The organism is Parvibaculum sp., from assembly GCF_046297875.1.
In the GTDB taxonomy this organism is placed as follows: Bacteria; Pseudomonadota; Alphaproteobacteria; order Parvibaculales; family Parvibaculaceae; genus Parvibaculum.
The window spans coordinates 2,798,781-2,819,183 of sequence record NZ_JBKBHD010000001.1 but is presented as its reverse complement, the minus strand read 5'-3'; the positions used below and the strand labels follow the sequence as shown (position 1 = coordinate 2,819,183).

At 61.0% G+C, this 20,403-nt stretch carries 22 protein-coding genes; 17 read left to right on the top strand and 5 right to left on the bottom strand.

From position 1 onward, the window contains the following. Positions 1–36 precede the first annotated feature (36 nt). On the top strand, positions 37–2,094 hold the full coding sequence (locus ACK4FH_RS13920; protein ID WP_409814765.1) for a sensor histidine kinase: 2,058 nt from the start codon (positions 37–39) through the stop codon (positions 2,092–2,094). Between the two features lie 158 nt (positions 2,095–2,252). Here the strand turns inward: ACK4FH_RS13920 and ACK4FH_RS13915 are convergent, their stop codons facing one another. Beyond that, positions 2,253–3,740 carry a replicative DNA helicase gene (locus ACK4FH_RS13915; RefSeq protein WP_409814762.1) on the bottom strand — a complete coding sequence of 496 codons (1,488 nt, stop codon included), beginning with the start codon at positions 3,738–3,740 and terminating at the stop codon, positions 2,253–2,255. Positions 3,741–4,043: 303 nt separating this feature from the next. Between ACK4FH_RS13915 and ACK4FH_RS13910 the strand changes: the two genes are divergently transcribed. Next, on the top strand, positions 4,044–4,427 hold the full coding sequence (locus ACK4FH_RS13910; protein ID WP_409814759.1) for a DoxX family protein: 384 nt from the start codon (positions 4,044–4,046) through the stop codon (positions 4,425–4,427). A gap of 18 nt (positions 4,428–4,445) precedes the next feature. Here ACK4FH_RS13910 and ACK4FH_RS13905 read toward each other — a convergent pair whose 3' ends face one another. From ACK4FH_RS13905 to rpsF, 4 genes are all read right to left on the bottom strand, one after another. Continuing rightward, positions 4,446–5,693, bottom strand: a complete 1,248-nt coding sequence (locus tag ACK4FH_RS13905) for a class I SAM-dependent methyltransferase (protein WP_409815326.1) — start codon at positions 5,691–5,693, stop codon at positions 4,446–4,448. 216 nt (positions 5,694–5,909) lie between these two features. Further along, positions 5,910–6,506 carry a 50S ribosomal protein L9 gene (gene rplI, locus ACK4FH_RS13900; protein ID WP_409814756.1) on the bottom strand — a complete coding sequence of 199 codons (597 nt, stop codon included), beginning with the start codon at positions 6,504–6,506 and terminating at the stop codon, positions 5,910–5,912. A gap of 22 nt (positions 6,507–6,528) precedes the next feature. Then, complete coding sequence (rpsR, locus tag ACK4FH_RS13895; protein WP_409668189.1) at positions 6,529–6,774, bottom strand: 30S ribosomal protein S18; 246 nt, start codon at positions 6,772–6,774, stop codon at positions 6,529–6,531. After that, positions 6,774–7,232, bottom strand: coding sequence for a 30S ribosomal protein S6 (gene rpsF / locus ACK4FH_RS13890; protein WP_409814753.1), 459 nt, complete (start codon positions 7,230–7,232; stop codon positions 6,774–6,776). Before rpsF ends, rpsR begins: the two co-directional genes overlap by 1 nt. Positions 7,233–7,577: 345 nt before the next feature. On the opposite strand from rpsF, the gene fabD reads away from it, so the two are divergent. The 15 genes from fabD (at position 7,578) to ACK4FH_RS13815 (ending at position 20,398) form a co-directional block, all read left to right on the top strand. Then, a complete protein-coding gene (gene fabD, locus ACK4FH_RS13885) occupies positions 7,578–8,519 on the top strand; it encodes an ACP S-malonyltransferase (RefSeq protein ID WP_409814752.1) in 942 nt (313 codons plus the stop codon). A 15-nt stretch (positions 8,520–8,534) separates the two neighbouring features. Further along, the gene (gene fabG / locus ACK4FH_RS13880) at positions 8,535–9,272 is read left to right on the top strand and encodes a 3-oxoacyl-[acyl-carrier-protein] reductase (RefSeq protein WP_409814749.1); all 738 of its coding nucleotides are present in this window, start codon (positions 8,535–8,537) and stop codon (positions 9,270–9,272) included. Between the two features lie 257 nt (positions 9,273–9,529). Beyond that, positions 9,530–9,769, top strand: a complete 240-nt coding sequence (locus tag ACK4FH_RS13875; protein ID WP_012112293.1) for an acyl carrier protein — start codon at positions 9,530–9,532, stop codon at positions 9,767–9,769. A 110-nt stretch (positions 9,770–9,879) separates the two neighbouring features. Further along, entirely contained in the window at positions 9,880–11,136 is a 1,257-nt protein-coding gene (gene fabF / locus ACK4FH_RS13870) for a beta-ketoacyl-ACP synthase II (RefSeq protein WP_409814747.1), read from the top strand. Further along, a complete protein-coding gene (gene mltG / locus ACK4FH_RS13865) occupies positions 11,133–12,218 on the top strand; it encodes an endolytic transglycosylase MltG (protein WP_409814745.1) in 1,086 nt (361 codons plus the stop codon). Before fabF ends, mltG begins: the two co-directional genes overlap by 4 nt. A 92-nt stretch (positions 12,219–12,310) precedes the next feature. Further along, a complete protein-coding gene (locus ACK4FH_RS13860) occupies positions 12,311–13,201 on the top strand; it encodes a YicC/YloC family endoribonuclease (RefSeq protein WP_409814744.1) in 891 nt (296 codons plus the stop codon). A gap of 4 nt (positions 13,202–13,205) precedes the next feature. Then, entirely contained in the window at positions 13,206–13,844 is a 639-nt protein-coding gene (gene gmk / locus ACK4FH_RS13855) for a guanylate kinase (protein WP_409814741.1), read from the top strand. A 22-nt stretch (positions 13,845–13,866) separates the two neighbouring features. After that, positions 13,867–14,646: a glucose-1-phosphate cytidylyltransferase gene (gene rfbF / locus ACK4FH_RS13850; protein WP_409814739.1), complete on the top strand. Its 780-nt coding sequence runs from the start codon at positions 13,867–13,869 to the stop codon at positions 14,644–14,646. A 1-nt stretch (position 14,647) separates the two neighbouring features. After that, positions 14,648–15,727 carry a CDP-glucose 4,6-dehydratase gene (rfbG, locus tag ACK4FH_RS13845; protein WP_409814737.1) on the top strand — a complete coding sequence of 360 codons (1,080 nt, stop codon included), beginning with the start codon at positions 14,648–14,650 and terminating at the stop codon, positions 15,725–15,727. Continuing rightward, complete coding sequence (locus ACK4FH_RS13840; RefSeq protein WP_409814734.1) at positions 15,727–16,290, top strand: dTDP-4-dehydrorhamnose 3,5-epimerase family protein; 564 nt, start codon at positions 15,727–15,729, stop codon at positions 16,288–16,290. The genes rfbG and ACK4FH_RS13840 overlap by 1 nt, the downstream gene beginning before the upstream one ends. Next, positions 16,287–17,513 carry a methyltransferase domain-containing protein gene (locus tag ACK4FH_RS13835; RefSeq protein WP_409814732.1) on the top strand — a complete coding sequence of 409 codons (1,227 nt, stop codon included), beginning with the start codon at positions 16,287–16,289 and terminating at the stop codon, positions 17,511–17,513. The genes ACK4FH_RS13840 and ACK4FH_RS13835 overlap by 4 nt, the downstream gene beginning before the upstream one ends. 62 nt (positions 17,514–17,575) lie before the next feature. Next, positions 17,576–18,328 (top strand): cephalosporin hydroxylase family protein, encoded by a 753-nt coding sequence (locus tag ACK4FH_RS13830; RefSeq protein WP_409814731.1) that lies wholly within the window; start codon positions 17,576–17,578, stop codon positions 18,326–18,328. Beyond that, positions 18,313–18,846 carry a GNAT family N-acetyltransferase gene (locus ACK4FH_RS13825; protein ID WP_409814728.1) on the top strand — a complete coding sequence of 178 codons (534 nt, stop codon included), beginning with the start codon at positions 18,313–18,315 and terminating at the stop codon, positions 18,844–18,846. The genes ACK4FH_RS13830 and ACK4FH_RS13825 overlap by 16 nt, the downstream gene beginning before the upstream one ends. Next, positions 18,843–19,556: a WbqC family protein gene (locus tag ACK4FH_RS13820; RefSeq protein WP_409814725.1), complete on the top strand. Its 714-nt coding sequence runs from the start codon at positions 18,843–18,845 to the stop codon at positions 19,554–19,556. The genes ACK4FH_RS13825 and ACK4FH_RS13820 overlap by 4 nt, the downstream gene beginning before the upstream one ends. A gap of 8 nt (positions 19,557–19,564) precedes the next feature. Then, complete coding sequence (locus ACK4FH_RS13815) at positions 19,565–20,398, top strand: phytanoyl-CoA dioxygenase family protein (RefSeq protein WP_409814722.1); 834 nt, start codon at positions 19,565–19,567, stop codon at positions 20,396–20,398. Positions 20,399–20,403 lie beyond the last annotated feature (5 nt).

The following is a 20,403-nucleotide window of genomic DNA, read 5'->3' as shown; positions in this document are numbered from 1 at the left end:
CGGCGGATTTTTCAAATATTCGCCCTGATCATCATTGTGACGGTGATACTCATCGCCGCCTCGGGACCGGCCATGTCCCGCGATGCGGGGGCGGGCGCCATCTCTGTCCAGCTGGCCAAGACGGGAAAGCTCTCTCTTACCAATGGCTGGACCGTCTATCGCGACGCCATCGTGCAGGCCGATCGCTTTGCCACCACCTGCCGGCATTCATATCCAGGCCTTGCGGCGGAAGCCGTTTCCCTGCCCGATATCTGGGGTCCGGCCCTGACCGCGGACGTCGCGACCGGGCACGGCATCGCAACCTATTGCATCGATCTTGCGCTTCCGGCCACGTCTCAATTCCTCGCGCTTTCGATGGGGACCACCCGATCGGTCTACGCCATCCATGCCGTATCGACTGGCCCAGACGGAAAGGTGGAAGTCCGGCTCCTGCATCAAAACGGCGACCCGGCGGAAGCGGAGCGCATTGTCGCCATCAACCCGACTGCGCCCGTGATCGCCCTGCCGCATGATTTGCGCAATTTCAGGCTCGTCGTGCAGCTTGCCAATTATGTTCACAAGCAGGGCGGCATTGTCGATGTGCCCACCGTTGGCCATCTGCAGAAGATGGATTCAATGCAGCGCCGCGCAAGCGCTCTGCCGACGGCACTTGCACTCGTCCTTCTGCTCGTCGCCGTTGCCGCCGTCGTCGTCGGCCGTTCCACCAGAAATCCGGGCGGCCATATCATATTCGCCTCGCTTTCGGCAGCGTCCGCGCTTCGCGTGTTCCTCGTGAGCAATCTCATCTGGGACTATTTGCCTAATTTCCCCGAAGCACGAAAATACGACCTCGAGTATCTCTCCCTTTTCCTGATCGCGCCTGCCTACTACGCCTTCATCTGCTATCTTTTCCGCGACGGCAAGGTGCTTTGGATCGACAAGCTGATCTATGCCGTCTCCGCGCTGTTCTGCGCCTTCGCACTGTTTGCAGCACCCTTCATGGCGCCGGGTACGATCACGCTGCTGCGCGAGCCGTTCCAGATTCTCTGGGCCTTCATCGCCTGCTCGGTCGGCGTCACCATTCTTCACACGCTGCTGATGGAAAAGGCGGCGCGCCGCGACGCGCTTGTCGTTCTCCTCGCGGCGCTCGCCTATTTCACCTACGAATTTCTTTCGAGCATGAAGATCATTGGCTCGTCGATGGAGCTTGCAAATCTGCTCGTCATCTTCGTCACCACGATGCATATCCGTGCATTCGTGCTGAAATACCGCCGCGTCGAAAGCGAGCGCGATGCGCTTCATCGCAATCTCCTCGACGCCAATACCGATCTGGAAGCGCGCGCCGCGGATCTTTCGCACGCATTGCTTCTTGCCGAACAGGCTTCTCAGGCGAAATCGGAATTCCTCGCCACCATGAGCCATGAGCTGCGCACGCCGCTGAACGCGATCATCGGTTTCTCCGAAACCATGAAGCTCGAAATATTCGGACCGCTGGGCCACAGCAAATATGCCGACTACGCGAAGGACATCAATCAGAGCGGTGCCCATCTGCTCGATCTTGTCAGCGACATCCTCGACATTTCCCGGGTCGAGTCCGGCACCGACACGCTCTGCGAACAGGAACTCCGCGTCGAGGCAGTGGCGCGTCAGGTGCTCGACGCAACTGCCGTGCAGGCCGGCAAAGCAGGCGTCACCTGTTCGCTCGATGCGCCGCGCCATTTGCCGGGCATCCTCGCCGACGAGCGCAAGATCCGCCAGATCGTCACGAACCTTGTCGGCAACGCAATCAAGTTCAACGTCGAGGGAGGCACGGTCGACATAAGGCTCGATGCGGGCCCGTTCGGCTATTCCATCGCCGTCGCGGATACCGGCATCGGCATAGCGCCGGAGGACATACCGAAGGCACTTGCCCGCTTCGGCCAGATCGAGGATCAGTTCAGCCGCAAATATGAAGGCCTCGGCCTCGGGTTGTCGATCGTCCAGGCGCTGACCGCCCAGCATGGCGGACGCTTCGAGATTGAAAGCGAACCGGGCCTGGGCACGACGGTGACTGTGACGCTCCCGGCAAGCCGTTGCCTCGCTGCCGAGCCCGCCTTGCAAGCAGCCTCCGTCTGACGATCGTCAGCGGTTTTTCGGCATTCTGGAATGCCGCACCAAAGCCGTTATTTCTCGCATGGAAGTTTTATCCGGGCAGAGGCTGATCGCGCGCGACGCAGCTACTGGGCAAACGGTTGGTATTGTTCGTGGATTGCCGCCTCGAGTGAACCAGGTCTTCACTCGAAATCCCCTGTATGCACCTGGTCGAGGTCGGAGAACCTTGTTACATCCGCCTGGAACTGCAGCTTCACCGTGCCGGTGGGCCCATGGCGCTGCTTGCCGATGATGCATTCGGCCAGCCCGTGGACGCGCTCCATTTCCTCCTGCCACTGCAGATGCTCCGGCGTGCCTTCCGTCGGCTCGCGCCGCGACACGTAATATTCCTCGCGGAACACGAACATGACCACGTCGGCGTCCTGCTCGATCGAGCCGGATTCGCGCAGGTCCGACAGCTGCGGCCGCTTGTCGTCGCGGCTTTCAACCTGGCGCGATAGCTGCGACAGCGCGAGGATGGGCACATTGAGTTCCTTGGCGAGCGCCTTCAGACCCGTCGTGATCTGCGTCACTTCCTGCACACGGTTGTCGCCGCTCTTGCCGCTGCCTGCGAGCAATTGCAGATAGTCGATCACGAGAAGCCCGAGCCCGCGCTGCCGCTTCAGCCGCCTTGCCCGCGCCGCCAGCGTACCGATAGTGAGGCCGCCCGTATCGTCGATATAGAGCGGAATGCTTTGCAGCTCGCGCGAAGCTTCGACCAGCTGGTGAAATTCGTCCTCGTGAATATTGCCGCGGCGGATACGCTCCGACGGCACGCCCGATTGTTCGGCGAGCAATCGCGTCGCCAATTGTTCCGCCGACATTTCGAGCGAGAAAAAGCCCACGATCGCGCCGTCCTTCGTCTCTACCGTGCCGTCCGCGTGGTGCTCTGCCTTGTAGGCTTTCGCCGCACTGAAGGCGATGTTGGTCGCAAGCGCGGTCTTGCCCATCGACGGGCGCCCCGCAAGGATGACGAGGTCGGAAGGCTGCAAGCCGCCGAGCCGGTGGTCGAGATCGCGAAGCCCGGTCGAGATGCCGGAAAGCCCGCCATCGCGCTTGTAGGCTTCCGCCGCCATGTCGATGGCGACTTTCAGCGACTCGTGAAAGCTCTGGAAACCGCCTTCATACTTGCCGCTTTCGGCAAGCTGATAGAGCGCCTGTTCCGCATCGAGAATCTGCTGTCCCGGCGTGTCATCCACTGGCGCGTCATAGGCGCGGTTGTGAATGTCGGTGCTGACATTGATGAGTTCGCGGCGCACGGCGAGGTTGTAGATCGTGCGGCCATATTCTTCCGTGTTGATGATCGTCGTGGCCGCGCCCGCAAGCCGCGCGAGATAGGCAGGCCCGCCAATTTCGGCCAGCGCCGCATCGCGCTCGAAGAAATTCTTGAGCGTCACCGGCGAGGCGAGGTGCCCGCCCGTGATGAGCTTCGCTGCAGCTTCGTAAATTCGTCCGTGTACGGCATCGAAGAAGTGTTGCGGCTCGAGGAAGCCCGCCACCCGGTCATAGGATTCGTTGTTGACGAGGATCGCGCCGAGCAGCGCCTGCTCCGCATCTATGTTGTGCGGCGGCACCCGGTACTGCGTTGCGGCTTCGTCGTCTGTCGAATAGGCGTGTTGTGCGTTTTCCATGGCGTCGTTTCTAGCCGAAGCAGCGGGCGATTGAGCCCGCGAATCCGGCTCTTCCATTGCTCACCCACAGATTTCTTGTTCAGGCCCTGTGCATAAATCGGCATAAATCCGGCAAGCCATTGAATCGGGTTGGTTTTTCCGCGGGGGAGCCTGTGGATGAATACGAATTTAGCGGGATTCGCTCTGTGTGGGGGAGGGGACGTCTATCCGGTCGCGCCGCCTTAAAACCTTTGCCGCCATTTTATCCCCGCTCCCCCCGTCATATGCTCGAATAGCCGGAATCACCCGGGGGGAGGAACCCATATGAACCTGTCATCCGATATCGTCACGCTGGTCGGCCGCGTCCTGCTTGCGGCCCTTTTCATCCTTGCAGGTTTCAACAAGGCGATGGGCGCGGAAGGCACCATCGGCTTCATCGAGTCGAAGGGTCTGCCGCTGCCGCAGATCGTCTATGTGCTGACCGTGCTGCTTGAGCTCGGCGGCGGCATCCTGCTGCTGATCGGCTTTCAGGCACGGCTTGTTGCGCTTGCCTTTGCCGCCTTCTGCGTGGCGACCGCGGTAATCTTCCATCCGAGCCTGTCGGACCCGTCCTTCCTGAAGAACTTGGCGCTGGCGGGCGGCTTCCTCTATGTCTACGCCTTCGGCGCAGGCGCCTACAGCCTCGACGCCAAGCGCGGCAAGGCCTGACGCATCGCGCGCCGCGGCTCAGTCTCCCGCCAGGAGCCTTTGCTGCGGCGCCGCCTGCTCGTTGAGCCGGCGCTCACCGTCCAGCATGTAGTCCCGGGTCATCGGCAGGGCATCGATCTTCTTGGCGATCTGCATCTGGAAGATCACCATGCCCTCGTTGCGGAACGAGGTTTCCGAGCCGGCGAGATAGAACTCCCACATTCGGCAGAACCTTTCGTCATAGATGCGCGCCGCCGTGTCCCGCCGTTCCATGAAGCGGCGGCGCCATTCGCGCAGCGTTTCGGCATAATGGAGCCGAAGAACTTCGACATCGGTCATGAATAGGCCAGAGCGCTCCACCGATGCCGACATTTCGCTGAGCGCCGGGATGTAGCCGCCGGGGAAGATGTATTTCGCGATCCAGGGATTGGTTGCACCTGGCCCGTCCAGCCGCCCGATCGTGTGGATCAGCGCCACGCCGTCATGTGTGAGCAGATGGTCCACGCCGCGGAAATATTCCGCGAAATGGCCGACGCCAACATGTTCGAACATGCCGACCGAGACGATGCGGTCGAAACTTTCCTTCACCGTCCGGTAGTCCTGCAGGCGGAATTCGACCTGGTCTGAAAGCCCGCGTTCTTGCGCGCGCCGCTGCGCCACCTTGAGCTGTTCCTGAGACAGCGTGACGCCGACGACTTCTGCGCCCGTTTCCTCCGCCAGCGTCAGTGCCATGCCGCCCCAGCCGCAGCCGATGTCGAGCACCCTCATGCCGGGTTCGATCCTCAGCTTTGCCGCGATGTGGCGTTTCTTGGCGAGCTGGGCTTCCTCCAGCGTCATGTCCGGATGCTGGAAATAGGCACAGGAATATTGTTTGTCCCTGTCGAGGAAGAGGTCGTAGATGCCGCCATCGAGGTCATAATGGTGGGCAACGTTCTTCTGTGCCTTGCCGACCGGATTGTGCTGGTCGAACCGCCGCTTCATCCGCCTGAGCGCGCCATAGGCCTCGAAGAAGGGCCCGGCGAATCTGGTGCCCAGATTCGATGTCAGCAAGTCGAGAAATTCATAGATCGTCGCCGGCGGGTCGACCGTCAGCCTGCCATCCATATAGGCTTCGCCAAGCTTGAGGTAAGGATTGAGGCCGATCTCGTAAGCCGCTGTTCCGTCATGAAGACGAATGGTGACGGGGTGGCCTGAGCCGTCGCCGAATTGGCATGACTGCCCGTTCGGCGCAACCACCGTCAGCGAACCACGCTTGATGATCTTTGCAAGAAGCGCATTGAAAATCATCGCAACCACCTCCGTATCGAGGGTGAATGTCAGATTCTCGCGCGGACCAACGCTGCCGTTTTCGCGGTGGGGGGAGGCCGCACGAACAGGCTTTCTGGAATTCATCTAAGGAGATTAGACCGCCCGTTGCAAGGGGAACGCGAATCGCTTTGGGTGGGTTCCAGCAAAAAGGGCGCCCAGTGGGCGCCCTTTGAATTTTTTATGACCCGAAGCGGATCAGTCCTTTGCCTCTTCTTCGGCGGGAGCTTCTTCCTCGTCATGCGGGGCAAGCTCTTCGGACTCGAAGAATTCGGCAGCCTCATGGGCTTCCTCTTCTTCGTCGCGGCGCTGGGTGAGATCTTCACCCGCCGCCTGCCGCTCTGCCTCTTCGGCCGTGCGTGCCACATTGATCGAGATCATGGCAGACACTTCCGGGTGCAGCACCACGCGGATTTCATGCAGGCCGATCGTCTTGATCGGCTTGTCGAGCACCACCTGGTTACGTGCAGCCGTGAAGCCGCCATCGGTCATGGCATTCGCGATATCGCGCGTGCTGACCGATCCGTAAAGGATGCCGGTCTCGCCCGCCTGACGCAGCACCACGAAGGACTGGCCGTTCACCTTGGCGTGAACCTGCTCGGCTTCCTTCTTGAGTTCGAGGTTGCGCGCCTCGAGCTGCGAACGCTGGCTTTCGAAGCGCTCGATGTTCGACTTGGTGGCCCGGAGCGCCTTCTTCTGCGGCAGCAGGAAGTTGCGCGCGAAGCCGTCTTTCACTTTGACGACATCGCCCATTTGGCCGAGTTTTTCCACCCGTTCCAGAAGTACGACTTGCATCGTTCAGTCTCCTTTCCGGGCCTTAGCTGATGACATAAGGAAGGAGCGCAAGGAACCGCGCGCGCTTGATGGCACGGGCGAGTTCACGCTGCTTCTTGGCCGAAACGGCCGTGATACGGGACGGAACGATCTTGCCGCGCTCGGAAATGTAGCGCTGCAGGAGCTTCACATCCTTGTAGTCGATCTTCGGGGCGTTGGCGCCGGAGAACGGGCAGGTCTTGCGGCGGCGGAAGAAGGGCCGGCGCGCGGGCTGTGCTGAGCTGCTCATTATTCGTCGCCTCCATCGGTGTTCTCGTCGCGGTCACGGCGCGGGCGGTCGCCAAAACGGCTGCCACGGTCGCCACGGTCTCCGCGGTCTCCGCGGTCGCCGAAGCGGTCGCCGCCGCGGCGCTCGCCGCGATCGCCGCGGTTCTGCAGCATCGCCGACGGCTCGGTTTCGTGTTCTTCGACGCGAACCGTGATGAAGCGGAGAATGTCGTCGCTGATGCCCATCTGGCGTTCCATTTCCGCCACGGCGGCATGGGGCGCATCGATGTTCAGAAGCTGATAGTGGCCCTTGCGGTTCTTCTTCACCTTGAAGGCAAGGTTGCGAAGACCCCAATATTCGGACTTGCCAATCTGGCCGCCATTTTCCTTGATGACGGTCGAAAACTGCTCGGTGAGCGCCTCGACCTGCTGCTGCGACACGTCCTGCCGCGCAATAAAGACATGCTCGTAGAGAGCCATGTGAGCCTTTCCTTTTTGTATCCGGCCCCGGCGCAAAGCCCCCTTTGAGCCCTCAAAAAGGCTCGAAAGGACCACCAAAGAAGCGGAGACACCGGAACCCGGACTTTCGTCCTGCCATGCCGCGAAAGGCATGGTGTCCCGTTCAGCCTCCAACCAAGGCCTTCGGAAGGGCGGCAATATACGGAATATCCGGGGCATGGCAAGGTATTTAAGGCGGCTGCGTCGGCTTGACTCAATCGGGTCGCGGGGTATCACTTTGGCCCAATGAACGGGCGTCGGCCCGGCCACAAAAAAGCCCGGAAAGCCTCGAAAATCGCAGGCCTTCGGGACCAGCAGGGAGCGGGGATGACGCGGGCCTTCATTTTTCCCGGACAGGGGTCGCAATCGGTCGGCATGGGCCGCGAACTGGCGGAGGCCTTCGGCTCCGCTCGCGAGGTCTTCGACGAGGTCAATGAGGCGCTCGGCCAGAACCTGTCGAAACTGATGTGGGAAGGCCCGCAGGAAGACCTGACCCTCACCGAGAACGCCCAGCCGGCGATCATGGCGGTGAGCCTTGCGGTCGTCCGCACCCTCGAAAGGGAAGGCGGTTTCCGCCTCGCCGGCAAGGCGGCCTTTGTCGCCGGCCACTCGCTTGGCGAATATTCCGCTCTTGCCGCCGCCGGCACCTTCACTATTGCCGATACGGCCCGCCTCCTGAAGCGCCGCGGCCAGGCCATGCAGCGCGCCGTGCCCGTGGGCGAGGGCGCGATGGCAGCCCTTCTCGGTCTCGACTTCGAGCAGGCGGCGGAAGTCGCCGCCGAAGCGGCACAGGGCGAGGTTTGTGCTGCCGCAAACGACAATGGCGGCGGCCAGGTCGTCGTCTCCGGCAAGAAAGCCGCCGTCGAGCGCGCCATCGAGATTGCCAAGACCAAGGGCGCGAAGCGCAGCATGCTTCTGCCCGTCAGCGCGCCTTTCCATTGCGAGCTGATGCAGCCTGCGGCCGACGAAATGGCCGAAGCGCTCGCCGCCGTCGATCTCAAGGCGCCGTCTTTGCCGCTGGTCGCGAATGTCACCGCCTCGCGCGTCGCCGATCCGGCAACCATCCGCGACCTGCTGGTCAAGCAGGTGACGGGCATGGTCCGCTGGCGCGAAAGCGTTCTTTACATGGAAGCCGAAGGCATCACCGTCTTCGCTGAAATCGGGGCCGGCAAGGCGCTCTCCGGCATGGTGAAGCGCATAGCCAAGGAACCTGAACTTCATGCGGTGGGCACCCCCTCCGATCTTGAAGCCTTTCTCAAGACCGTCTGACACGAAGGAGCCGCAATGTTCGATCTCACAGGTAAATGCGTGCTGGTAACGGGCGCATCGGGCGGCATCGGCTCTGATATTGCCCGTGCGCTGCATGGTCAGGGCGCAACCGTTGCGCTTTCCGGTACCCGCAAGGAGGCGCTAGAAGCGCTGGCGGCGGAACTCGGGCAGCGTACCCATGTCCTGCCCTGCAACCTGTCGGACGCCGCCGCCGTCGACGCCCTGCCGAAGCAGGCCGAGGATGCGATGGGCAGCCTCGATATCCTCATCAACAATGCCGGCCTCACCCGCGACAATCTCTTCATGCGCATGAAGGACGAGGAGTGGGACGAGGTCATCCGCGTCAACCTTACTGCCGCATTCCGCCTCTCCCGCGGTGTTCTGCGCGGCATGATGAAGCGCCGCTGGGGCCGCATCATCGGCATTACTTCCGTCGTCGGCGTGATGGGCAATCCGGGGCAGGGCAATTATGCAGCCTCAAAGGCCGGCATGATCGGCATGACGAAGTCGCTCGCCCAGGAAGTGGCAAGCCGCAACATTACGGCCAACTGCATTGCGCCGGGCTTCATTCGCTCTGCCATGACGGATGCGCTCAACGAGGATCAGCAGGGCCGCATCATGGCGACGATTCCCGCCGGACGGCTTGGCGAAGCCGCCGAGATCGCGGCGGCGGCGGTCTATCTGGCCAGCGAAGAGGCGGCCTATGTCACGGGCCAGACTTTGCACGTGAATGGCGGCATGGCCATGATCTGAGCCATGGTGCCCTTTTCCGGTATTGGAAATGTCAGCAATTTCAGGAATATAGAGGTGAAAAACACCCTATTCCCTTTGCTGGCACAGGGCCGAAAAGTGTGTTACCTAAGCCCTCGATTTGGCTTGCGGTCCTGCCTTGAAATGGGCCAGAAGAGGGGCATTCTTTCCACCGAATTCGATCACATCCATTCCTCGATGCCTTGAATGCGAGCAGCGGGATGTGCGAGGCCGGTCCAACAAAGATCTGAGGACTTAAAATGAGTGATATCGCTGAACGCTTGAAAAAGATCGTCGTCGAACATCTGGGCGTCGACGCGGACAAGGTCACCGAGAACGCCAGCTTCATCGATGACCTGGGCGCAGACAGCCTCGACAACGTCGAACTGGTCATGGCGTTCGAAGAAGAATTCGGCGTGGAAATTCCGGACGATGCGGCCGAGAAGATTCTCACGGTGAAGGACGCGATCGAGTTCGTCAAAGCGAACGCCAAGTCCTGATCGACTGACCTGCAGCGAGGCCGGAGGGATGAATCTCTCCGGCCTTCTGTCTCTGGATGACTTTCCGGATACCGCCCGGTCTCCGGTTTGAGGTGGGAGTGAGCATCGGCATGAGACGCGTCGTCGTCACGGGTTTGGGTATGGTGTCGCCGCTCGGATGCGGCGTCGAAACCACTTGGAAGCGGGTTCTGAACGGCGAATCCGGTGCGCGGAAAATCGAGAAATTCGATGTTTCCGATCTTCCCTGCAAGATTGCCATGCCGGTTCCACGTGAAGGCGAAGGGGCATTCAATCCCGACGACTGGATGGACCCCAAGGAATCGAAGCGCGTAGACGATTTCATCGTCTTCGCCGTCGCCGCAGCCAAACAGGCGCTTGACGATGCAGGCTGGCACCCCACGACCGAAGAGGAACAGTGCCGCACCGGCACGATGATCGGCTCGGGCATCGGCGGCCTTGAGGGCATTGCCGAAACCGCGCTCATTCTCCATGAAAAGGGCCCGCGCCGCGTCAGCCCCTTCTTTATCACCGGCCGTCTCATCAATCTCGCTTCGGGTTATGTGTCGATCGAACATGGGCTTAAAGGCCCTAACCATTCGGTTGTCACCGCCTGTTCGACCGGCGCCCACGCCATTGGAGACGCGGCGCGTCTGATCGCGCTCGACGATGCGGATGTCATGGTGGCGGGCGGTGCCGAGTCGGCGATCTGCCGTATCGGCATTGCGGGCTTCGCTGCGTGCCGCGCGCTCTCGACCAACTGGAACGACACGCCGGAAAAGGCGTCCCGCCCCTATGACAAGGACCGCGATGGATTCGTCATGGGCGAAGGTGCGGGCATCGTCGTCCTCGAGGAATATGAACACGCCAAGGCGCGCGGCGCGAAAATCTACGCCGAAATCGCCGGCTATGGCCTCTCGGGCGACGCCTACCACATCACCGCGCCGCCGGAAGATGGCAATGGCGGTTTCCGCTCCATGCAGGCAGCACTGAAGCGGGCAGGAATCTCTGCTTCCGATCTCGATTATGTGAATGCGCATGGCACATCGACGATGGCCGATACGATCGAGCTTGGCGCGGTGACCCGGCTTCTCGGCAATGCCGCGGAAAAGGTCTCGATGTCTTCGACAAAATCCTCGATCGGTCATCTGCTCGGAGCCGCCGGCGCTGTCGAGGCGATCTTTTGCATGCTCGCGATCCGCGACAGCAAGATTCCGCCGACGCTCAATCTGGATAATCCAGAGATTGAGTCGCCCATCGATCTCGTGCCGCTTAAGGCGCGCGACAAGGAAGTGAATTTCGCGCTCAGCAATTCCTTCGGCTTCGGCGGCACGAATGCGTCTCTCATCATGAAAAAGGTCGATGGTTGACGGGCGCGGAAAACAAACCGCAAGCGCCTGACAATGGTGCGGAAAGCGGCGGCGATACCGCCGATGTGAAGCCAGGCAAGCGCCGTGGCCGCATTGTCCGTTTTCTTCTGATCGCGCTCATCGCTCTGCCGCTTGGCGCCGTGCTTGCGGCGGGCGGCACCTTTCTCTACGGCAAATATCTCTTCGAGACGGAAGGCCCGCATGACGAGGCTGAAATCATCATGCTCGAACAGGGCATGGGCGTGCGCGCCATTGCGGCGCGGCTCGAACGCGAAGGGGTCATCTCCAACGCGAATGTCTTTCTCGCGGGCGTTCGTTTCAATCGCGCGGAGCGCTCGCTGAAGGCGGGAGAATATGAAATTCCTGCCCATGCAAGCATGGCGTCGGTCATGCGCATCCTGCGGGAAGGCCGCTCGATCCTCCACCGGATAACAATCCCTGAAGGCCTCACCAGCCTGCAGGCGATGCAGCTTGTCGAGGCGCACCCTGTGCTCGTGGGCGATATGCCCGAGACGCCGCCGGAGGGCTCCCTGCTGCCCGAGACCTACAGCTTTATCCGCGGCATGACGCGGGCGCAGATCGTCGCCGACATGAAAGCTGCCGCAACCCGCGTGATGGACGAGCTATGGGACAGCCGGGCGGACGATCTGCCATTCAAGACGCGCGAGGAGGCGATCATCCTTGCCTCAATCGTCGAGAAGGAAACGGGCGTCGCCTCTGAAAGGCCGCGCGTGGCAGCCGTCTTCGTGAACCGGCTGAAAGCGCCAATGCGGCTGCAATCGGACCCGACGATCATCTATGGGCTCGTCGGCGGCAAAGGGGCGCTTGGCCGGCCGATCCGCCGCAGCGAGCTCGACCGGGTCACGCCCTACAACACCTATCACATTGACGGGTTGCCCCCGACGCCGATCTGCAATCCGGGCCGGGCCTCCATCGAGGCGGTTCTCAACCCGCCCGAGACCGACGAGTATTATTTTGTGGCCGATGGAACCGGGGGCCACGCCTTCTCCCGCACCCTCAGCGAACATCAGGCCCGGGTCCGCGAATGGCGCGAGATTGAGCGCCGCCAGGGCGCCCGGTAACCCTGATTGGAATTCCGGCATACGGTAATGGCGAACCGCTGGGGCGAGGCTGCTATAGTCGCCCGGAAAGTTCATGATTCCGGGGAGGTTCGATGCCGCTCAACAGCATGACAGGTTTTGCCCGCGTGGAAGGGGCCTCTGGCGCCGCCCGTTGGCACTGGGAGCTGCGGAGCGTCAACGGCAAGGGGCTCGATGCGCGCTTCCGCCTGCCTTCTGGCCTCGACCGGCTCGATGCCCGCCTGCGCGCCGAACTTGCGCGGCAGCTTCGGCGCGGCAATTGCCAGATTACCCTGACGATGGACCGCGCGGCGGAAGCATCGCCCCTTCGCGTCAACCGCGAGGCGCTGCGGGTAGTGGTCGATGCGGTGGGTGAGTTGCGGCGCACGATGGAAACCGCTCCGCCAAGGCCAGAAGGCATCCTCGCGCTCAAGGGCGTGCTGGAGAACGCGGAGGATATCGAGGAAACGGACGAAGAGCGGGCGGCTTTCGAGGAAGCGCTGGTTTCTTCCTTTGCCGAAGCCGTCACTGCGCTCGCCCGCGCCCGTGCCGATGAAGGCGCAAAGCTCGAGGCTGTTTTGCGCAACCAGATCGGTCTGATTGAAAAGTTGACCGCCGATGCGGCTGCCTGCCCGGCGGCCACGCCCGAGGCGCTCAAGGCCCGGCTTATGGCTCAGGTAAATGAACTTCTCGGCGCTTCGCCCGCCCTGTCAGAAGACCGGCTGGCCCAGGAAGTCTCCATGCTCGCGACCAAGGCCGACATCCGCGAAGAACTCGATCGTCTTATGGCCCATGTTGCACAGGCGCGCGACCTGCTGGAATCTGAGGAACCGGTCGGCCGCCGCTTCGATTTCCTGACGCAGGAGTTCAACCGCGAAGCGAACACACTTTGCTCAAAGGCCGCAGATGTGAGCCTCACACGTATCGGGCTTGATCTGAAGACGGTTATCGACCAGTTCCGCGAGCAAATTCAGAACGTGGAATGACTGCATGACCGGAATCGAAATTCACCGTCGCGGCCTCATGCTGGTGCTGTCCTCGCCGTCCGGCGCCGGCAAGACCACGCTTTCCCGCCGCCTGCTCGAAAGCGACAGCGAGATAGACATGTCCGTCTCCGCCACCACACGAAAGCCGCGGCCGGGCGAGGTGGACGGCAAGGACTATTTCTTTCTGAGCACGGAAGATTTCGGCATCATGCGCAACAATGGCGAGTTCCTCGAACACGCCAAGGTATTCGGCAATTATTACGGTACGCCACGAAAACCCGTCGAGGATGCACTGGCGCACGGCCGCGATGTGCTGTTCGACATCGACTGGCAGGGAACGCAGCAGCTCGATGAAACGGCGCAGGAGGATCTCGTGAAGGTCTTCATCCTGCCGCCTTCGGCGCAGGATCTTGAAAAGCGCCTCGAGAAGCGCGCCCAGGACCCGGCGGATGTCGTAGCCGCGCGCATGGCGAAGGCTTCCGACGAGATCAGCCACTATCAGGAATATGACTACATCATCATCAACGAGAATATCGACAAGGCCTTCATGGAGTTGCAGTCGGTGCTGCGCGCCGAGCGGCTGAAGCGCCGCCGCCTCACGGGTCTGTCCAACTTCGTGAAGCAGTTGCGCGAAGCGCTGTAGCCAGGACCTTGGGGGAAGGCACATGACAAAGGTCGTATTGCTGGCCGGCGGGCTTGGCACACGCATATCGGAGGAGAGCCAGCTCCGCCCGAAGCCGATGATCGAGATTGGCGGCAGGCCGATCCTCTGGCACATCATGAAGATCTACACCCATTTCGGGTTCACCGATTTCGTGATCTGCCTTGGCTATCGCGGCTACATGATCAAGGAATATTTCGCGAACTATGCGCTTCACTCGTCGGATGTGACCATAAACCCGCGCTCAGGCGAGATTGTCTACCATCAGAATACGAGCGAAGACTGGTGCATCACTCTTGTCGACACGGGCGCGGAAACCATGACTGGCGGCCGCATCAAGCGAGTCCGTGACTATCTCAATCCCGGCGAAACCTTTTTCATGACCTATGGCGACGGCGTTGCCGACGTCGACATCGGTGCGCTGCTCGCCTTCCATAGAAGCCACGGCAAGGCCGCCACGCTGACACGTGTGGTCCCCCCCGGCCGCTATGGCGCGCTCGAATTGACGGGCGACAAGGTGCAGCGTTTCATTGAAAAGCCGCCGGGTGACAATGCCTGGATCAATGGCGGGTTTTTCGCACTCGAACCATCCGTGCTGGACCGGATAGATGGCGATGCAATGCCATTCGAAGGCGAGCCTCTGACGAGCCTCGCAAATGACGGCGAGTTGATGAGCTTTGCTCATAACGGGTTCTGGCAGCCTATGGATACGCTGCGCGACAAGAACCATCTCGAAGAGCTATGGGGGGCCGGCGGGGCGCCCTGGAAGCTATGGGGGAAATAGCGTGGCGATCGATGGCCTCGATAAGGCTTTCTGGGTGGGCAGGCGCGTGTTACTGACGGGCCACACAGGTTTCAAGGGGGCATGGGCATCGCTCTGGCTTTCGCGCATGGGCGCCGAGGTGACAGGCTTTGCGCTGGCGCCCGAGACGGAGCCCAACCTCTTCGCGCTCGCTGCCATAGAAAATTCGGTTCGTTCCCATATCGGCGATCTGCGCGATGTGGCCGCCTTGCGCGCGGCCATTGATGCGGCGGACCCGGAAATCGTCATTCACATGGCGGCGCAACCGTTGGTGCGCCGCTCCTATGCAGCGCCTGTCGACACTTTCGCAACCAATGTCATGGGCACCGTGAACCTGCTTGAGGCGCTGAGAGGGCGAGAGGCGCTCCGCGCCGTCCTCGTCGTGACGACGGACAAGGTCTATGAGAATGCAGAGCAGGGCGTCTCCTTCCGCGAGGAAGATCCGCTTGGCGGCCACGATCCCTATTCCGCGTCGAAGGCGGCCGCCGAAATCGTCACCTCATCCTATGCGCGTTCGTTCTTTGCGGAGGCGGGTGTGCGTGTCGCAACGGCGCGCGGCGGCAATGTCATCGGCGGCGGCGATTTTTCGGAAGACCGGCTGGTGCCCGATATCTGGCGGGCCCTTCGAAAAGGGGAGCCGCTCGTCCTGCGCAATCCTTCCGCCGCACGGCCGTGGCAGCACGTCCTGGATTGTCTTTCCGGCTATTTCGCCTATGCCCGTGGTCTTTCCGAGCGGGCAGATCTGCCTGCGGCACTGAATTTCGGCCCGCCGCCCGATGCAGCGCCCGTTACCGTTGCCGCCCTCGCAGAAGCAGTCCAGTCGGCGCTCGGTGGCGGCGGCTGGGAGCCCGCAAATGACACGGGCCCCCACGAGATGATGGCGCTGGAAATCGACAGCCGGAGGGCGCGCGCCTGCCTCGGCTGGAAAGACCGGCTGGCGGGTGAGCCATGTGTCGCGTGGCTGGCCGAATGGTATCGCGCGTTGAACGTAGGAGCCGACATGCGCGAGGCCACCTTCAGCCAGATTGCTGCCTTTGAAGCGCTGCACGGGAAGGGCGCCTGATGACCGGCCGCTTCGACATAGCGCACACGCCTCTCGACGGCCTCGTTCTGCTCAAGCGCAAACGCATGGGCGACCATCGCGGCTGGCTCGAACGCATGTTCTGTAACGAAGAATTGAGCGAGGCCGGCTGGCTCTGGACGGTCGCCCAGATCAACCGAACGCTCACGGCTAAGCGCGGCACGGTGCGCGGAATGCACTACCAGCACCCGCCGCATGAGGAAGCAAAGCTCGTGAGTTGCCTGCGAGGCGAGGTCTTCGATGTCGCAATCGACCTCCGGCCAGGATCGCCCACATTCGGACGCTGGCATGGCGAATATCTGACCGGCGAGAATGGCGCGAGCCTTCTGATCCCGCCCGGCTTTGCGCATGGATTTCAGACGATGACGGACGATGTGGAAATGTTCTATATCCACTCAGCGGCCTATGCACCCGCTGCTGAAGACGGTGTGCGCGCCGATGATCCCGCGATCGGCGTGGAATGGCCGCTCCTGATCGCCGAAAGGTCGGAGCGGGACATGAGCTTTCGCGATTTCAGCGCGATGGCAGGAGGGAACGAGACGTGAAGTGCCGTCACTGCGGAACGCCGCTTGAGCTTGTCTTTGCCGATCTCGGCTCCGCACCGCCCTCGAATGCCTATCTCACGCATGAAGGCCTCACCGCGCCCGAGACCTGGTATCCGCTGCGCGTGCTCGTTTGCACCGCCTGCTGGCTCGTCCAGACGGAAGACCATGCGGGTCGAGAGGAGCTCTTCGCGCATGACTATGCCTATTTCAGCTCCACCTCCGCCGGTTGGCTTGCCCATTCGCAGAAATATGTGAGCGAGATGACCGCCCGCTTCGGTGTCGGGCCGCAAAGCATGGTGGTGGAGGTCGCGGCGAATGACGGCTATCTCCTCCAATATGTGAAGCAGGCGGGCGTGCCCTGTTATGGCGTCGAGCCGACGGCGAGCACAGCGGCGGCGGCGCGCGACAAGGGCATCGAGATCGAACAGAGCTTCTTCGGCAAGGAGCTTGCGATGCGGCTAGCGGCGGCGGGCAGACAAGCCGATCTCACCGCCGCAAACAATGTCCTCGCCCATGTGCCGGACATCAACGACTTCGTTGCAGGCTTCGCAACGCTGCTGAAGCCGGAAGGCGTGTCCACCTTCGAGTTCCCGCATCTCCTGAAGCTCGTTGCCGAAAACCAGTTCGACACGATCTATCACGAACATTATTCCTATCTCTCGCTCAGCGCCGTTGCCCGCGTCTTCGAGAAGAACGGCCTTGCGCTTTTCGACGTCGAGGAACTGCCGACCCATGGCGGAAGCCTGCGCGCCTTCGCGCAGCGCGCGGATACGGGCAGCCGGGAAAAGACCACACGCCTCGCCGCACTCCTTGAAGCCGAGCGCCGCGCGGGCGTGGAGGGCGAGGCCCTCTATGCGGGTTTTCAGAAGCGCGCGGAAAAGGTGAAAGATGATTTCACCGCATTCCTGATCGATGCAAAGCGCAAGGGACTGAAAGTCGCCGCCTATGGCGCGGCCGCGAAGGGCAACACGCTGATGAATTTCGCAGGCACAAGGCCCGACCTCATCCCTTACGTGGTGGACAAGGCCACCGCAAAGCAGGGCCGCTTCATGCCCGGCAGCCGCATCCCGATCGTCGCGCCCGGCCATTTGGATGCGGACCGCCCCGATATCATCGTGATCCTGCCGTGGAATATCAGCGAGGAAGTGCAGAGCCAGCTTTCCCACGCGAGGCAATGGGGCGCGAAATTCGTGATGGCGGTGCCGGAGTTGAGGGTTAACTGACAGCAGGCTTTCGGTCTGGCATATTTTGGCGCGACCACGCGCAAGATCAGGAAAGATAGATTATGTCCGTCAAAGATGACCGTAAGGAATTCGAGGAAAACCGAGTCCAGCAATCAGTTGCACTCGGACAAGACAAGTTCGTATTCAGCAGATCTCTTGAACTCGTTTCCGATCTTGATCGTTTCGACTACAGCTACCTTTGGACGTGGCTAGGCGTTCCGATCATTCAAATGCCTGCCGATGTCATGGCGACCCAGGAAGTCATCTGGTCTACAAAGCCCGACATAATCATAGAGACGGGAATTGCACGCGGCGGGTCGGTGCTCTTTATGGCGTCTATTCTCGAGTTGATTGGAAAAGGACAGGTCATAGGCGTAGATATCGATATTCGTGCTCACAATCGAGAGTCGATCGAATCTCATCCTATGTCTAGGCGTGTGACGATGATTGAAGGGCCGTCTAGCGACCCACGAATTGTGGCTCAGGTGGCGGCAAATATTCCGGAGGGCGCCTCCGTGATGGTTATTCTGGATTCAGACCATTCGCGCGACCACGTACTGTCCGAACTCCGGGCATATGCGCCTCTTGTTACGAAAGGGTGTTATCTCGTTGTCGCAGATACGCTCGTCGGCCATGTTGATGAGGCGAATGCACCGCGGAAACGTTCAAAGCTTTGGTTCAAAGGTAACGAACCGCTTGCGGCACTGAACGATTATCTCCGGGAAACCGATCGTTTCGAAGTCGATCCCGTCGTGAATGGCAAGCTTGTGGTTTCATCCTCTCCCGGGGGATATCTCAAATGCGTCCGGGAGTAACGAGGTTCGATGTAAAGCTGCGGGCGCCCGGTGCCGGCGACAAGGTGGAGCTGGGCAGTATGCGGCGCGATACCGCGCTCCAGCACCTTCTTCTCGCTTATCCAGATACAGAAACCTCAATCGATCTCGATCATTGGCTTGAGCGGCGGACTAGCGATCCAAAGGGGGCTTTCTTTGTGGTTGCAGACATTGAGACTGACAAATGCCTCGGGTTCGTCCAATTGACTAATGTGCATGGGAAGGGCCGTCACGGAGCTCTGGGCATTGCGATTTCCCGGGCTGTGCAAGGGCGTGGAGTAGGGCGCCAAGCTGTCACACTTCTGCTCGACTATGCGAAGGAAACGATGGGCCTCCGCAAGGTAGAGTTGGAGGTAATGTATGAAAATGATCGGGCCATACAGCTTTACAGGTCTCTGGGCTTCAATGAAGTTGGCGTGCGCCGAGAACACTACTTCAACGGTACAAGTTGGCACGACGTACTTCTCATGGAAATTTTCCTTGAGGAACGCCAAGCGTGACACGCGTTGTCATTTCGCAGCCGATGTATTTTCCCTGGCCGGGCTTTTTCGAGCAGATGATGCTCGCGGATGTCTACATCTGGCTGGATGACGCGCAGTTCTCCAAGGGTTCTTTCACGAACCGGATTCAGGTGAACATCAATGGGCAACGCAAGTGGATGTCCATTCCGCTGGAGGGCAAGGGTACTCTGACGTCCATTGCCGAGTTGCGCCCGGCAGGAAACGCCTGGATCGCATCCCACCGCGAGATGTTGCGCCAAAGCCTTTCCCGCCTCTCGGCCAGGACCGCAGCGCTTGAAATATTTGACATGGCGACCGGCGAGGCGTCGCTCTTGAATTGCCTTATCCAGTCCGCCGCCTTGCCGGCATCCTATATCGGCATTTCGCCGGCGCGTGTCCTGCGCTCCAGTGAAATGGGGGTAACAGGGTCGTCATGGCAGCGGGTGCTTGATCTGGTGAAAGCGGTCGGCGGCACGGAGTACATCACGGGACATGGTGCCGCAGCCTATATGGACCATGAGGCTTTCGAGCGGGAAGGTGTTGGTGTTGAATACATGGAGTACAGCAAGACCCCTTGGGGGAGCGGCGAGTCTTTCGTTTCTCCATACGTGACCATACTCGACCTGATCGCCGCCGAAGGGAAAGGCGCGGCTGACCGTCTCCTCCCCCGCACGGTGGGGTGGCGGCAGTTTCTCGAAGCGAGGAGCTAGACGTCAAAATGGAACTGAGCGCGGGCGCTGTTGCCTCCTTTGAGAATGACGGGTTTGTTCTTCTCCCGGATTTCTACGACTTCGAAAGCGAGATTGCTCCGATCCAGGAGGGAATCCGCCGGGTCGTGGAATTGTCCGCCAGAAGGCATGGGCTGAAAGTAGCCTGCGAGACGCCGCTCGAGGCGATGACCGGCGGCTACATGTCCCTGATCGGTAAGGATCGCGGCATCGGTGGCGAAGTCTACGACGCCGTCAAACAAATCCCCGGCTTCATGAGGCTTGTTGCCGATCGCCGCAATGAAGCGGTATTCGAGAGGTTGCGGTCGGGCTCCGTCCCCGGCCTCGCTGCGGGAGGTTACGGCATAAGGATCGACAATCCCCGGGAGCATACTTTCCGGGCACCGTGGCACCAGGAATTTCCCGCTCAGCTGCGCAGTCTGGACGGCATCGTCTTCTGGTCCACGCTTCTGCCTGTTCAGCCGGAAATGGGACCGGTAGAGATTGCGGCCGGATCCCATAAGGAAGGCATCGTCCCGGTTTTCAACGAAAGCGGCGACGGCGCCCGGCAGGGCGCCTATGGGCTTCGGCTTGACGAGGAAGAAAAACGGCTTTCCCCCTATGTCAGGTGCGCACCGCTTACAAAGCCCGGCGATCTGCTTTTGATGGATTTTCTGACCCTGCACCAGTCGGGGGAAAACCGCTCGGACCGGCCGCGCTGGTCGATGCAGTTCAGATATTTCAATTTCGCGGAACCCACGGGCATCCGCATCGCCTGGCGAGGATCTTTTGCTGCAGGCGTGAAATTCTCGGATATTATGCCGGGATTGAAAAAGTCGGATTGAAATTA

Bases quoted from the DNA above. Each gene is read 5' to 3' on its own strand.
- ACK4FH_RS13915 (WP_409814762.1), bottom strand. From the start codon at position 3,740: ATGGAAAACGCACAACACGCCTATTCGACAGACGACGAAGCCGCAACG.
- ACK4FH_RS13910 (WP_409814759.1), top strand. From the start codon at position 4,044: ATGAACCTGTCATCCGATATCGTCACGCTGGTCGGCCGCGTCCTGCTT.
- ACK4FH_RS13905 (WP_409815326.1), bottom strand. From the start codon at position 5,693: ATGATTTTCAATGCGCTTCTTGCAAAGATCATCAAGCGTGGTTCGCTG.
- rplI (WP_409814756.1), bottom strand. From the start codon at position 6,506: ATGCAAGTCGTACTTCTGGAACGGGTGGAAAAACTCGGCCAAATGGGC.
- rpsR (WP_409668189.1), bottom strand. From the start codon at position 6,774: ATGAGCAGCTCAGCACAGCCCGCGCGCCGGCCCTTCTTCCGCCGCCGC.
- rpsF (WP_409814753.1), bottom strand. From the start codon at position 7,232: ATGGCTCTCTACGAGCATGTCTTTATTGCGCGGCAGGACGTGTCGCAG.
- fabD (WP_409814752.1), top strand. From the start codon at position 7,578: ATGACGCGGGCCTTCATTTTTCCCGGACAGGGGTCGCAATCGGTCGGC.
- fabG (WP_409814749.1), top strand. From the start codon at position 8,535: ATGTTCGATCTCACAGGTAAATGCGTGCTGGTAACGGGCGCATCGGGC.
- ACK4FH_RS13875 (WP_012112293.1), top strand. From the start codon at position 9,530: ATGAGTGATATCGCTGAACGCTTGAAAAAGATCGTCGTCGAACATCTG.
- fabF (WP_409814747.1), top strand. From the start codon at position 9,880: ATGAGACGCGTCGTCGTCACGGGTTTGGGTATGGTGTCGCCGCTCGGA.
- ACK4FH_RS13860 (WP_409814744.1), top strand. From the start codon at position 12,311: ATGCCGCTCAACAGCATGACAGGTTTTGCCCGCGTGGAAGGGGCCTCT.
- gmk (WP_409814741.1), top strand. From the start codon at position 13,206: ATGACCGGAATCGAAATTCACCGTCGCGGCCTCATGCTGGTGCTGTCC.
- rfbF (WP_409814739.1), top strand. From the start codon at position 13,867: ATGACAAAGGTCGTATTGCTGGCCGGCGGGCTTGGCACACGCATATCG.
- ACK4FH_RS13840 (WP_409814734.1), top strand. From the start codon at position 15,727: ATGACCGGCCGCTTCGACATAGCGCACACGCCTCTCGACGGCCTCGTT.
- ACK4FH_RS13830 (WP_409814731.1), top strand. From the start codon at position 17,576: ATGTCCGTCAAAGATGACCGTAAGGAATTCGAGGAAAACCGAGTCCAG.
- ACK4FH_RS13825 (WP_409814728.1), top strand. From the start codon at position 18,313: ATGCGTCCGGGAGTAACGAGGTTCGATGTAAAGCTGCGGGCGCCCGGT.
- ACK4FH_RS13815 (WP_409814722.1), top strand. From the start codon at position 19,565: ATGGAACTGAGCGCGGGCGCTGTTGCCTCCTTTGAGAATGACGGGTTT.